Source organism: Inquilinus sp. NPDC058860 (assembly GCF_042743185.1).
In the GTDB taxonomy this organism is placed as follows: domain Bacteria; phylum Pseudomonadota; class Alphaproteobacteria; order DSM-16000; family Inquilinaceae; genus Inquilinus.
Genome location: NZ_JBHYMS010000050.1, coordinates 24,119 through 36,044, shown reverse-complemented (window position 1 = coordinate 36,044; position 11,926 = coordinate 24,119). Strand labels below are relative to the sequence as shown.

At 69.4% G+C, this 11,926-nt stretch carries 13 protein-coding genes; 4 read left to right on the top strand and 9 right to left on the bottom strand.

The window, feature by feature from the left end; genetic code table 11:
* Positions 1 to 16: 16 nt before the first annotated feature.
* Positions 17 to 256: a NepR family anti-sigma factor gene (locus ACFW16_RS27320; protein WP_380311067.1), complete on the bottom strand. Its 240-nt coding sequence runs from the start codon at positions 254 to 256 to the stop codon at positions 17 to 19.
* Between the two features lie 194 nt (positions 257 to 450).
* On the opposite strand from ACFW16_RS27320, the gene ACFW16_RS27315 reads away from it, so the two are divergent.
* Together ACFW16_RS27315 and ACFW16_RS27310 are read left to right on the top strand one after the other, a co-directional pair.
* A complete protein-coding gene (locus tag ACFW16_RS27315) occupies positions 451 to 1,248 on the top strand; it encodes a response regulator (protein ID WP_380311065.1) in 798 nt (265 codons plus the stop codon).
* A 37-nt stretch (positions 1,249 to 1,285) separates the two neighbouring features.
* Positions 1,286 to 2,470: a sensor histidine kinase gene (locus ACFW16_RS27310; protein WP_380311063.1), complete on the top strand. Its 1,185-nt coding sequence runs from the start codon at positions 1,286 to 1,288 to the stop codon at positions 2,468 to 2,470.
* Between the two features lie 274 nt (positions 2,471 to 2,744).
* On the opposite strand, the gene ACFW16_RS27305 is transcribed toward ACFW16_RS27310, so the two are convergent.
* Entirely contained in the window at positions 2,745 to 3,386 is a 642-nt protein-coding gene (locus ACFW16_RS27305) for an Lrp/AsnC family transcriptional regulator (protein ID WP_380311061.1), read from the bottom strand.
* Positions 3,387 to 3,421: 35 nt separating this feature from the next.
* On the opposite strand from ACFW16_RS27305, the gene ACFW16_RS27300 reads away from it, so the two are divergent.
* Positions 3,422 to 3,940 carry a cysteine dioxygenase gene (locus tag ACFW16_RS27300; RefSeq protein ID WP_380311059.1) on the top strand — a complete coding sequence of 173 codons (519 nt, stop codon included), beginning with the start codon at positions 3,422 to 3,424 and terminating at the stop codon, positions 3,938 to 3,940.
* Between the two features lie 24 nt (positions 3,941 to 3,964).
* On the opposite strand, the gene ACFW16_RS27295 is transcribed toward ACFW16_RS27300, so the two are convergent.
* The 5 genes from ACFW16_RS27295 to ACFW16_RS27275 are packed head-to-tail and all read right to left on the bottom strand — an operon-like array spanning position 3,965 to position 7,910.
* A complete protein-coding gene (locus ACFW16_RS27295) occupies positions 3,965 to 4,927 on the bottom strand; it encodes an isopenicillin N synthase family dioxygenase (protein ID WP_380311057.1) in 963 nt (320 codons plus the stop codon).
* 1 nt (position 4,928) lies between these two features.
* A complete protein-coding gene (locus ACFW16_RS27290; protein ID WP_380311055.1) occupies positions 4,929 to 5,744 on the bottom strand; it encodes an amino acid ABC transporter ATP-binding protein in 816 nt (271 codons plus the stop codon).
* Positions 5,744 to 6,409: an amino acid ABC transporter permease gene (locus ACFW16_RS27285; protein ID WP_380311053.1), complete on the bottom strand. Its 666-nt coding sequence runs from the start codon at positions 6,407 to 6,409 to the stop codon at positions 5,744 to 5,746. The genes ACFW16_RS27290 and ACFW16_RS27285 overlap by 1 nt, the downstream gene beginning before the upstream one ends.
* Entirely contained in the window at positions 6,406 to 7,059 is a 654-nt protein-coding gene (locus tag ACFW16_RS27280; RefSeq protein WP_380311051.1) for an amino acid ABC transporter permease, read from the bottom strand. The genes ACFW16_RS27285 and ACFW16_RS27280 overlap by 4 nt, the downstream gene beginning before the upstream one ends.
* Positions 7,060 to 7,082: 23 nt before the next feature.
* The gene (locus tag ACFW16_RS27275) at positions 7,083 to 7,910 is read right to left on the bottom strand and encodes a transporter substrate-binding domain-containing protein (RefSeq protein ID WP_380311049.1); all 828 of its coding nucleotides are present in this window, start codon (positions 7,908 to 7,910) and stop codon (positions 7,083 to 7,085) included.
* A 252-nt stretch (positions 7,911 to 8,162) separates the two neighbouring features.
* On the opposite strand from ACFW16_RS27275, the gene ACFW16_RS27270 reads away from it, so the two are divergent.
* Positions 8,163 to 9,812, top strand: coding sequence for a long-chain-fatty-acid--CoA ligase (locus ACFW16_RS27270; RefSeq protein ID WP_380311047.1), 1,650 nt, complete (start codon positions 8,163 to 8,165; stop codon positions 9,810 to 9,812).
* A gap of 86 nt (positions 9,813 to 9,898) precedes the next feature.
* Here the strand turns inward: ACFW16_RS27270 and proB are convergent, their stop codons facing one another.
* Positions 9,899 to 11,014: a glutamate 5-kinase gene (gene proB / locus ACFW16_RS27265; RefSeq protein WP_380311045.1), complete on the bottom strand. Its 1,116-nt coding sequence runs from the start codon at positions 11,012 to 11,014 to the stop codon at positions 9,899 to 9,901.
* A gap of 105 nt (positions 11,015 to 11,119) precedes the next feature.
* Positions 11,120 to 11,926 carry a hypothetical protein gene (locus ACFW16_RS27260; RefSeq protein ID WP_380311043.1) on the bottom strand — a complete coding sequence of 269 codons (807 nt, stop codon included), beginning with the start codon at positions 11,924 to 11,926 and terminating at the stop codon, positions 11,120 to 11,122.

The window sequence follows — 11,926 nt, the reverse complement described above, 5'->3', positions numbered from 1 at the left end:
GCCCGGCCTGTCTCGGTCAGCGATCCTCGTCCTCCTCCGGTTTGTCGGCGCCCTCGGCGCCCTTTTCGAGCATCCGCACCAGATCGTCCGGCAACGGCTCCTCCAGCACCGGATCGTACAACGTCCGGAGCTGCTGCGAGAGCCAGTTGTCGAATTGCGGCGGCCGCTTCAGGCGGTCCGGTGCCGGCCGGCCGGGTTCGGTCGGCCGCGCCCCCGCATCCCGCCTCCGCGTTCGCTCGCCCCGCCGTCGGTTCATCAACACTCGATCCCGCTCTGCTTCGGCCAGTGGTGGTGCGCTACATTACCAATCCTCGACCGGGATGGAAGTTCCTGTGCCACCCCTTGTCCACGGACAGGTTCTGCGGCATTGGAACGGATTGCGATCCGGGGCGACGGCCGTTAAGCATAGCGCTCGACGGGCAAGCCCTTCCGAATTCGAAGGTGGACGCGATGACCGGCACTTCGCAGGAGATCCTGAAGCACCTGCCCTACCTGCGGCGCTATGCCCGGGCCCTGGTCGGGTCGCAGGAGCGGGGCGACCAGTACATGCGGGTGTTCCTGGAGGCGATCCTGGCCGATCCGCAGCGGGTCCCGGCGGACGGCAACCTGCGGGTCCAGCTGTTCGCCGTGTTCCACGACGTCTGCACCCTGCTGCACGCCACCGACGACGAGGGCGCCGCAGCGCCGCTGGAAGGGCTGGTGCCGGTCGAGACCCGGCTGTCGCAGCTGACGCCGACGCAGCGCCAGGTGCTGCTGCTGGTGTCGCTGGAAGGTTTCTCCTTCGAGGATGTCGGCTTCATCCTGCACCTGCCGGAAGCGGAGGTGCGCGACCAGCTGGACGCCGCCCGGCGCGAGATGCAGCGCCAGCACCCGGCCCGCATCCTGATCGTCGAGGACGAGCCGCTGATCGCCATGGACATCGCCCGCATCGTCGAGGAGATGGGCCACACCGTCTGCGGCACCGCCGCCGACCATGCGGCGGCGGTCGCCCTGTTCAGGCGCGAGTCGCCGCACATCGTGCTGGCCGACATCCAGCTCAAGGGCGGCGACAGCGGCATCGAGGCGGTGCAGGAGATCCTGAACGACATCTCGGTGCCGGTGGTCTTCGTCACCGGATTCCCCGAGCGGCTGCTGACCGGCGAGCGGCTGGAGCCGACCTTCGTCGTCACCAAGCCGTTCCGGCCGGAAGCGCTGGTCTCGGTGATCGGCCAGGCCCTGGCGATGCATCCCCCGCTCGCGCCGGCGTGACCGCGGCGCGGCGACCGGGCTGAACGGCGCCCACGCCATGGCCAGCGCGCTGATCACAGCCATCGACACCCGCGAGGAACGCGACGTGATCGCGGCCCGGCAGCGCGTCCGGCTGGTGGCGACCGAGCTGGGCTTCGACGGCCGCGACCGGGTGCGGATCGTCGCCGCCGCATCGGCCATGACGCGCAGCTTCCTGGCCCGGTTCGAGCAGGCCAACCTGTCGCTGCTGGTCACCGACGGCCCGCCGACGGCGCTGGAGATCGTTCTGGCCGCGCCGCGCCGGACGCCGGGCCAGGGACAGCCCCAGCGGCCGCGCCTGGACACCGCGGCGGTGCGGGCCCTGATGGATTCGGTCGAGCTGCGCCACGCCCGCGGAGTCGTCCGGCTGGTGATGCGCAAGGAGTTGCCCGCCGCCGCCGGCAGCGAGCCGACGGCGCTGGCGCACCGGACCATGGCGGCGCTGGCGGGCGAGACCGGCGTCGACCCGTTCGAGGAGGTGCACCGGCAGACCGTGGAGCAGATCGCGAGCCTGACCGAGCTGCGCCAGCGCGAGGAGCAGCTGATCGCCGCCAACGCCCAGCTGCGCGAGGTGGAGCGGGCGCTGCGGGCCAGCCTGGAGGAGAAGGACGTGCTGATGCGGGAGGTGCATCACCGCGTCAACAACAACCTGCAGATCATCTCCAGCCTGCTCAACCTGCAGGCCTCGCGCGCCACCGACGCGGCGGTGCGGGAGGAGCTGGCGGTGGTCGGCCACCGCATCCAGTCGCTGAGCCTGGTGCATCAGAAGCTGTACCGGTCGGACGACCTGTCCCACATCGATGCCGGCGACTATGTCCAGGATCTGTGCGCCCATCTGCAATCCGCCTTCGCCGCCAGCACCGGCCCGGTGGCGCTGACGGTCGAGGCGCCGCGGCAGCAGATCCCGCTGGACAGCGCCATCCATCTCGGCCTGATCGTGAACGAGCTGGTCACCAACAGCCTGAAGCACGGTTTCCGTGACGGCCGCGGCGGCCGCATCGCCGTGTCGCTGCACCGCACCGACGCGGACGGCCTGGCCCTGGTGATCATCGATGACGGCCGGCCGGACGACGGCAACCGGCGTGGCTTCGGCATGACCCTGGTCGAGGCCATGGTCCGCCGCCTGGACGGCACCCTGACCATTGTCCGGAACGGCGGCACGCGGACCACGCTGACCGTGCCGCTGCCGAAGCCCGCCGCCTAAAATCTTTCCGAATCAGAGATATAGAGAACAACTTCGCATCTTGGCGTCAAGATCGGCCTCTATAGTATTGATGATGAAATGCAAGCCGAATTGTATGGCAATTTTTCTTTGTCCGATCAATCACCTCGCGTCGATCCTTTAGAAAAACACTCCACACTTGCTGAATTTATGGTATAGTTCCTCGTGCAGTACCTTCTGCACCCTTCCGCTTCCTAACGACCTCAACCAAGCCGCGGTCCCCCGCGGCTTGTTTTTGTGCGGATGCCAGCCGGGTTCAAGGGACGACGAAGGTGAGCGGGACCTCGGTCGTCGACTTGATCTCCTCCATGGCGAACATGGAGGTGACGTCGGCGAGCTCGATCCGCGCGATGATCTTCCTGTAGAGCGCGTCGTAGCTGCCGATGTCGGCGACATGGGCCTTGAGCAGGTAGTCGATCTCACCGCTCATGCGATAGACGTCGACGATCTCCGGAAGGTCGCGCACGGCACGGCTGAAACGTTCGAGCCATTCGACCGTGTGCTGGTTCGTCCGCACCGCGATGAACACCGTCACGCCGACATTGAGGGCCGTCCTGTCGAGCAATGCCACGCGCTTGCGGACGATGCCCGCCTGTTCGAGCTTCTGCACCCGGCGCCAGCACGGCGTGGCGGAGACGCCGGCCTGCGCCGCGAGATCGGCCAGCGCGATCGTCGCATCGGCCTGCAGGGCCTTGAGGATCCTGAGATCGATCTCGTCGAGCTTGGGCGTCGGCGGAGCCATGGCATGGGGCTTCCTTCTGTGCGGCGCATGGGCGGCGTCGCCCGAGAAGCCGATCATGGAACCAACTTCTATCAGAATGGCGAATCCCGAAAAACATTTTCCACGGAACGGCCAATCTCCGGCAACAACGCAAGCCGATTCCCGCCGGCCCGGCATACGCTGTCCCCATATTTGGAGAGGCAGGCCGGACCATGACCCACGCAGCTGCAGCAGAGGCCTTCCGCGCCACCGCCCGGTGGCAGGGCGCGATGCTGAAGACCCTGCCGGATTTCGGCGGCTCGCCCGAGGCGATGCTGGAGCATTTCGCGGCCCACCCCGAGCTGATCTGCGATCTCGACCTGGAGCGCCGGCCCGGCAGCTACGCCCGCAACCTGCTGTGGAGCGATGCGGGGACCAGCATCTGGGCCATGGTGTGGGATCGGGGCGCGAGGACCGCAATCCACGACCATCACTGCGCCTGCGCCTTCGGCATCGTCGCCGGCAGCCTGACCGAGATCCGCTTCCGGGCCTTCGACGGGATCCGGGTGGCGAAAACCTGGGAAACCGTCCACCAGCCGGGCGACATGGCGAGCCTGGCGACGTCACAGCCCAACATCCACCAGATGGTCAATGACAGCGACGCGGTCGCGGTCTCGCTGCACATCTACGGCTACGACCCCCGGGTGCACGACTCCTCCGTCGACCGGGAATACCTGGCCACCCGGGTCTGACCAACCTGCCTGCTGCCCGTACCGTCACGCCTTCTGGCGGTATTTGAAGGAATCGTTGATCCGGCCGACGATGTAGTCGCCGGCTGCGACCGGCGGGTAGTGCGCCTCCTCCCCCTGCCCCAGGTTCAGGTCGCGCGGATCGACCGTGGCCGTATAGGTCGGGTCGTAGAAGGTGGCGATCGACAGGCGCTTGCGGCCGCTGCGGTTGACCACCCGGTGCGGGGTCGAGGCGAAACGGTCGTTCGACCAGCGCGCCAGGAGGTCGCCGACATTGATCACGAAGGTGCCCTCGACCGGCACGGCGTCGATCCACGGCCCGTCCTTGCGCTGGACCTCCAGCCCGCCGGTCTGGTCCTGCCACAGGAGGGTGATGCAGCCATAGTCGGTATGCGGCGCCACGCCGAACTGCTCGGCGCCGAGATCGGGCGGCTGCGGCGGGTAGAACACCGCCTGGGTGCGCTGCATGCGCTTGGCGTAGCGCGCAGCGAAGAAGTCCGGCGCGATGCCGAGGCTGAGGGCCACGGCCCGCAGCAGATGGGCGCCGCAGACCCCGATCGCCTCGTAGTAGCGGTAGAAGTCGCGCTGCACCTCGGGCATGAAGGACGGCCAGTTGTTCGGGCCGCGCAGCGCCTGGCCGGCCAGCACGTCGGGGTCGTCCTCCGGCAGCTCCAGCCCGGCCGAGAAGAACTCCTTGTAGTCGGGCTTCTTGGCCCCGTACATCAGCGCGCCGCCGATCTCGTGGAAGCCGCGGTGGCGCTGGTTCACCTTGACCTGGCGCTTGGTCTCGACCGGCAGGTCGAAGAAGCGCCGCATGGTGGCGACCGCCGCGTCGATCACATCCTGCTCCACGCCATGGTTGCGGATGTAGAAGAAGCCGACCCGGGTGCAGGCGTCGTGGATCTGCCGCGCCGCCTCCGCCGTGCCCGCCGGGTCGCCGGCGACCACCGGCGCGAAGTCGACGATCGGAAGGCCCAGCGTCTCGGTCATCTCATCCTCCCACTGCTTCGATCGGTGCATCCTGCCAGAAGGCGTTGCGCTGGCGGTAATTGTCCAGGAACTGGCGGATCCGGGGATGCCCGTCCTCCAGGAAGATCTGCCGCGGCGGCCCCTTGGCCAGGATCCGGCCCTCATCGACGAACACGACGGAGGTCGCGACCTGGGCGGCGAAGCCCATCTCATGCGTGACCACCACCATGGTCATGCCGTCGCGGGCCAAAGCGCGCATCACCTCCAGCACCTCGCCGACCAGCTCCGGGTCGAGCGAGGAGGTCGGCTCGTCGAACAGCATGATCTCCGGCTCCATCGCCAGCGCCCGGGCGATCGCCACGCGCTGCTGCTGGCCGCCGGAAAGCTGCGACGGGTAGGAGCCGCCCTTGCCGGCCAGCCCGACCCGGTCGAGCGCTGCCTGGGCCTTCCGCTGCGCCTCGACCCGGGGCAGCCGGCGGACGCGGATCAGCGCCTCGGCGACATTGCCCAGCGCGGTCATGTGCGGCCACAGGTTGAACTGCTGGAACACCATGCCGACATTGCGCCGCGCCTTGCGGATCCCGGCCTCGCCCATGCGTTGGCGCTTGCCGTTCTTCGTGACGAAGCCGATCGGCTCGCCGTCGATGCGGATCTCGCCGGCATCGTGCTCCTCGAGGAAGACCATGCAGCGCAAGAGCGTGCTTTTGCCCGAGCCGGAGGGGCCGACGATGCAGACGACCTCCGACTGGTCGATCTCGAGATCGACGCCCTTGAGCACCCGGGTCGCCCCGAACTGCTTGGTGACACCGCTGAGCTGGATCAGGGCCCGCTGGGTCATCACGCCGGCACCAGGAAGCGGCCGACCCGGCGCTCGGCCCAGCGGCCGAAGCCGGCGGCGACCTCGACCAGGCCCCAGTAGATCAGCGCCAGGGCCAGCGTCGTCTCGACGAAGGCGAAGGTCTCCGCGCCGATGCCGCGGATGACGAAGGTCAGCTCGGGAATGGTGACGATCGACAGGATCGCAGTCTCCTTGCTGAGGAGGATGACCATATTGACCAGCGCCGGCAGGATCACCACCAGCATCTGCGGCAGCACGATCCGCACCAGGATGGTGGCGCGGCCCATGCCCAGGCAGGCGGCGGCCTCGGCCTGGCCTTTCGGCACGGATTCGAACCCGGCGCGGAAGATCTCGGCGAAATAGGCGCCGGCATAGAGGCCGAGGCCGAGCAGCCCGGCCTCGATCGGGTCGAGCACCAGGCCGAAGCTGGGCCCGCCGTAATAAAGGATGAAGAGCTGCACCAGGAAGGGCGTGCCGCGGACCACCTCGATCACCACCCGCACCGCGGCGCGGACGACCCGGCCGAGCCCGCGCTGCATCAGCGCCAGGACGAAGCCGAGGACGAGGCCGATGGCCACGCCCACGATCCAGGTGCCGAGGGTGACGCCGAGGCCGGACAGCACCTCGTCCCGGCGGTCGAGGATGACGGCGGGATCGAAGCTCATCGCCCGGCCCCCAGCCGCCGCTGCAGCCACAGGCCGAGGCCGGACAGAGCGAGGTTCAGGACAAGGTAGAGCACACCGCCGGCGAGATAGATCTCGAGCGGCCGGTAGCTGGTGGCGACGATGTTCTGGCTGACCCGCGTCAGCTCCGCCACCCCGACCACCGAGATCAGCGACGAGGCCTTCAGGATCATGGTGCACTCGTTGACCAGCGCCGGCATGGTCAGGCGCAGCGCCAGCGGCACCCGGATGCGCCAGAGCACCTGGGACGGCCGGAAGCCGAGCAGCCGCGCCGCCTCCAGCTGGCCCCCGGGCACGCCGAGGAAGCCGCCGCGCAGGATCTCCGCCATATAGGCCGCGGTGCAGAGCGCGAGCGCCGCGATCGCCGCCACCAGCGGCGGCACGTCGATGCCGATGAAGGGCAGCAGGTAGAAGACCAGCAGCAGCTGGACCAGCAGCGGCACGCCACGGAAGAAGCTGATGTAGAGCGTGCCGGCCCGGCGCGGCCCGGGCCGGTGCGACAGCTGCAGCAGGCAGATGCCGACGGCGAGCAGGAAGCCGAGCCCGAGCGACGCGGCCGAGACCCAGAGGGTCGTGCCCGCGCCCTTCACGAGCAGCGGCAGGCTCTTCAGGATGACAGCCGTGCTGAACACCGGACCCTCTCAGGCAACCGGTCTCAGACGTTCGGGTCGGTCACCGTGGCGGGCACATCCATCTCGACGCCGAACCACTTCTTCTGGATCGCGGCGAGGCGACCGTCGGCCTTCATCTTGGCCAGGGCGGCGTCGATCGCGTCGAGCAGCGGCGCGGTGTCGGCATCCTTGCGGCCGAGATAGCCGAAATAGACCTTCTTGCCGAAGGGAGGCATGACGACTTCGAAGGTCTCGGACCGCTGCTGCGCCACATAGGCGATGTTCGGCAGCGAGTTGCCGACGGCGACGATGCGGCCGGCCGCAAGATCGGCATAGGCCTGGTTGTTGTCGACATATTCGCGGATCTCGGCGCCGCCCGGCAGGGTCGCGGCATAGGCCTTGAGCTGCTCGAGCTGCGAGGAGGCCTTGCCGGCGCCGACCATCTTGCCGGCGATGTCCTCGGGCTTCGCCACCGAGGTGTCGCCGGCCCGCTTGAGCAGGGCGACCGAGGCGTCGGCGATCGGCGAGGTGAAGCGGTAGCGCTCCATCCGCGCCCTGGTGATCGTCACCGGCCCGGCGACGACCTGGAACTTGCCGGCTTCCAGCCCCGGCAGGACGCTGTCCCAGGGCAGGTCGACGAAGGTGATCTTGACCCCGAGCTCCTTGGCGATCTCGTCGAACACCTCGACGTTCAGCCCCTTGTGCTCGCCGTCCTCGGAGAAGTCGAACGGCGCGAACTGCATCTCGGTGCCGACGACCAGCTCTCCGGACGACTTCACCTGGCTCAGCAGGTCGGCCGCGTGCCCCTGCGGCGCGGCGGCCAGGCTTCCCACGGCCATCAGGCCGGCAACGAACGCTCCCAGAACCCGCATCATATGCCTCCACATCCCTGATCTTTGTCGACCGCACGGCGTTGCAGTGCCGCGCGGCTGTTGCGGTTCTTAGACTCTGCCCTCCCCGGAGACAACCGCGCGGTCCGTGCCGCCGCGATTTCGGCAACGGTGTCCGGACCTGTCCATGCCTGTCAAGCGGCTGCTTTCCCCCGGTTTTCCCTGTGGCTTCGGCCGGCTTTCCCCTTATCCTCTGTGAAAGGCGGCGCGCCGCTGCAATGAGGGGAGGATTCGATGCTCGGCCGGATGCAGCGCGAACCCTTGCAGATCGGATCGATGCTCGACCACGCGGCCCGGCTGCACCGGCACTCTCGGATCGTTACCCAGCGCCGCGACGGCAGCACGGTCACGCACTCCTATCCCGAGATCGCCGTCCGCACCGCCCGGCTGGCGCACGCCCTGACCGGGCGCGGCGTGACCCGGGGCGAGCGACTGGCGACGCTGGCCTGGAACGACCACCGGCATCTCGAGCTCTACTACGGCGTCAGCGGCATCGGAGCGGTGTGCCACACGGTCAATCCGCGGCTGTTCCCGGACCAGATCGCCTACATCCTCGGCGATGCCGGCGACACGCATCTGTTCCTCGACCCGATGTTCCTGCCCATCCTGGCCGGGCTCGGCGACCGGCTGCCCTCGGCGTTGAAGACCCTGGTGCTGCTGGAACCGCCGGCCGAGCCGGTAGCGCCCGCTTTGGCCGCCCTCGCCGCCCGCTTCGAGATCCTGGATTACGAGGCGCTGATCGCCGGCCATCCGGACGCCTTCGATTGGCCGGTGCTGGACGAGAACACGGCCGCCTTCCTCTGCTATTCCTCCGGCACCACCGGCGAGCCGAAGGGCGTGCTGTCCTCGCACCGCTCGACCCTGCTGCACGCCTATGCGGCGAACCAGCCGGACGCCTTCGGGCTGCGCGCCACCGACACCGCCATGCCGGTGGTGCCGATGTTCCACGTCAACGCCTGGGGCATCCCCTTCGTCGCGCCGCTGGCCGGGGCGTCGCTGGTGCTGCCCGGGCCGCGGCTGGACGGCGCCTCGCTGTTCCGGCTGATCGAGGCGACCGGCGTGACCTTCTCGGCCGGCGTGCCGACGATCTGGCTCGGCCTCCTGGCCCATCTGCGCGAGAGCGGCGGCCGCTTCGCCCGCCCGCCGCGGCTGGTGATCGGCGGCTCGGCCTGTCCCCTGCCGATGATCGAGGCGTTCGAGCGCGACTATGGCGTCGAGATCGGCCATGCCTGGGGCATGACCGAGACCAGCCCGATCGGCCTGTTCAACGCGCCCAAGCCGGAGACCCTGGGCCGGGACGAGGCGGAACAGCGCGCGCTGAAGCGCAAGCAGGGCCGGCCGATCCCAGGGATCCGGCTGCGCATTGCCGACGCCGAGGGCCGCGACGTGCCGGCAGACGGCATCGCCTTCGGCGAGATCCTGGTGCGCGGCCCCTGGGTCGCCGCCGCCTATTTCGGCCGCGACGACGATCCCGCCTTCACCCCGGACGGCTGGTTCCGCACCGGCGACGTCGCCACCATCGACGGCAGCGGCTATGTCGAGATCGTCGACCGCGCCAAGGACGTGATCAAGTCGGGCGGCGAATGGATCAGCTCGATCGCGCTGGAGAACATCGCCGTCGGCCACCCGAAGCTGCGCGAGGCCGCGGTGATCGGCGCCCGCCACCCGAAATGGGACGAGCGGCCGGTGCTGATCGCGGTGCCGGAAGAGGGCGCTGCTCCGACCAAGGAAGAGATCCTGGCCTGGTTCGACGGCAAGGTCGCGAAATGGTGGCGGCCGGACGACGTGGTGTTCGTCGACGAGCTGCCGCACACTGCCACCGGCAAGCTGCTGAAGTCCGAGCTGCGGAAACGGTACCGGGATCATCTGACGAAGGATGCGTAGGTTGGGTTCGCTCTCGGGCGAACCCAACATCGGGCGCCGGCTCATTTCCTGTTGGGTTCGCGTGGCCGCGAACCCAACCTACGGCCCTACCCCAGCACCAGGTCGTCGCGGTGGATCATCTCGTCCCGGCCGCGATAGCCGAGGATGGCCTCGATCTCGCGGCTCTTGTGGCCGCGGATGCGGTCGGCATCGTCGGAATCATAGGCCGAGAGGCCGCGCGCCAGCACCCGGCCGTCGCCGTCCTTGACCGCGATCGCGTCGCCGCGGCGGAAGCTGCCCTCGACCGCGGTGATCCCGGCCGGCAGCAGGCTGCGCCCGTCCGCGAGCGCCCTGGCCGCGCCGGCGTCGATCACCACCGACCCGACCGGCTTCAGCGACCCGGCGATCCAGCGCTTGCGGGCGGTGCGCGGCTCCGCCCCCGGCACGAACCAGGTACAGGGCGCGCCGGATTCGATGCGCTGCAGCGGCGCCGCTTCCTTCCCCATGGCGATGACCATGCGGCAGCCGGCGCCCATGGCGATGCGGGCGGCCACCAGCTTCGTCACCATGCCGCCGGAGGAATAGCCGGGCAGCGCCTCGCCGGCCATCGCCTCGATCTCCGGCGTCAGCTCGCCCACTTCCGGGATCAGCGTCGCGGTCGGATCGCGCTTCGGGTCGGCGGTGTACAGCCCGTCGATGTCGGACAGCAGCACCAGCGTGTCGGCCGAGATCATCTGCGACACCCGCGCCGCCAGCCGGTCGTTGTCGCCGAAGCGGATCTCGGCCGTGGCCACCGTGTCGTTCTCGTTGATCACCGGCACCGCGCCGAGCCGCAGCAGCGTCTCGATCGTCGCCCGGCCGTTCAGGTGGCGGCGGCGGTCCTCGGTGTCCTGCAGGGTCAGCAGGATCTGCGCCACGGTGATGTCGTGCCGGGCCAGCGTCTCCTGATAGGCGTGGGCCAGCCGGATCTGGCCGGTGGCGGCGGCCGCCTGCTTCTCCTCCAGCCTGAGCGCACGGCCCTTGAGGCCGAGATGCTCACGCCCCGCCGCGATCGAGCCGGAGGAGACGATCACCACCTCCTGCCCGCGGGCGCGGCAGCGGGCGACGTCGTCGGCCAGCGCATCGAGCCAGGCGCGGCGCAGCTGCCCCGTGCGCGGGTCGACCAGCAGGGCGGAACCGACCTTGACGACGATGCGGCGGGCCTGGGCGAGGGAAGCGGTCATGGCGGCATTCGACGGACGAAAAGAGAGGCTTCTTCCTAGCCTCTCGGCCCGCCGCGGGCAAAGCCGTTCCGCGACCCGCCCTCCCCTCGCCGCGGCACGGCGCCCTCAGGCCCGGCCGAGCGCCCGGCGGATCGCGGTCTCGACCGGGGAATAGGTGCCGTCCGGCCGCTCCAGCCGATAGGGCTCGGCCAGGCCGAGCGAGGGCTGCGCCAGGAAGCGCGGCTCCGCCCCGCGGTGCTTCTGTGCCGCGTGGATCATGAAGGGGTGGCACAGATAGACGGTGCCGGCCTCGCCCGTCGCCAGAACCTCCGGCCGGCCTGCGCCGACCCGGTCGACCCGCGGGCTGGCGAGGCCCGCCTCCCCCGCCGGCTCGAGGAACCGGGCCATGTCGATATGGGAGCCGACCCTGAGCCGCGTCGGCGCGTCGTCCGGGCCGATATCGGAGAACAGGAACAGCATCACCAGCGCACGGCCGCGCGAGCTGACATTCACCCGCCAGGACGAGAAGTCCTGGCGTTCGTTGGGGTCGCTGCTGTCACCGGGAAAGCTGACATCGACATGCCAGCCGTCGTCGTTCGGCGCCTTACGGGCCGGGAAGCGGACCGGAAAGGTGCCGAGATCCGCGCGCGGCTGCCACCGCCCTTCGCCGACCAGCCGGTCCAGCGCGGCATGGAGGACCGGTGTGTTCGCCGCCTGCCGGAACGGCTCCTGCCCGTACCAGCCGAGCCGGACGACCGGCTGCGCCCAGGTCTTCGGGTCCTGCGGGTCGCCGGGCAGGTCCCGCCACAGGATGGCGCGCCCCTGCTCGGCCAGATCCCGGGAGAATGCGCGGTCGATCCGGACGAATCCGTCCTCGATGAACCGCTCCACCTGCGCGTCGTCGAGCGTGTGCGAAGGAGCATCGAAGGCCAT

Coding starts and splice junctions, on each gene's coding strand:
- ACFW16_RS27315 (WP_380311065.1), top strand. CDS start 451: ATGACCGGCACTTCGCAGGAGATCCTGAAGCACCTGCCCTACCTGCGG.
- proB (WP_380311045.1), bottom strand. CDS start 11,014: ATGACCGCTTCCCTCGCCCAGGCCCGCCGCATCGTCGTCAAGGTCGGT.
- ACFW16_RS27310 (WP_380311063.1), top strand. CDS start 1,286: ATGGCCAGCGCGCTGATCACAGCCATCGACACCCGCGAGGAACGCGAC.
- ACFW16_RS27305 (WP_380311061.1), bottom strand. CDS start 3,386: ATGCCGGGCCGGCGGGAATCGGCTTGCGTTGTTGCCGGAGATTGGCCG.
- ACFW16_RS27260 (WP_380311043.1), bottom strand. CDS start 11,926: ATGGCCTTCGATGCTCCTTCGCACACGCTCGACGACGCGCAGGTGGAG.
- ACFW16_RS27295 (WP_380311057.1), bottom strand. CDS start 4,927: ATGACCGAGACGCTGGGCCTTCCGATCGTCGACTTCGCGCCGGTGGTC.
- ACFW16_RS27270 (WP_380311047.1), top strand. CDS start 8,163: ATGCTCGGCCGGATGCAGCGCGAACCCTTGCAGATCGGATCGATGCTC.
- ACFW16_RS27285 (WP_380311053.1), bottom strand. CDS start 6,409: ATGAGCTTCGATCCCGCCGTCATCCTCGACCGCCGGGACGAGGTGCTG.
- ACFW16_RS27300 (WP_380311059.1), top strand. CDS start 3,422: ATGACCCACGCAGCTGCAGCAGAGGCCTTCCGCGCCACCGCCCGGTGG.
- ACFW16_RS27290 (WP_380311055.1), bottom strand. CDS start 5,744: ATGACCCAGCGGGCCCTGATCCAGCTCAGCGGTGTCACCAAGCAGTTC.
- ACFW16_RS27275 (WP_380311049.1), bottom strand. CDS start 7,910: ATGCGGGTTCTGGGAGCGTTCGTTGCCGGCCTGATGGCCGTGGGAAGC.
- ACFW16_RS27320 (WP_380311067.1), bottom strand. CDS start 256: ATGAACCGACGGCGGGGCGAGCGAACGCGGAGGCGGGATGCGGGGGCG.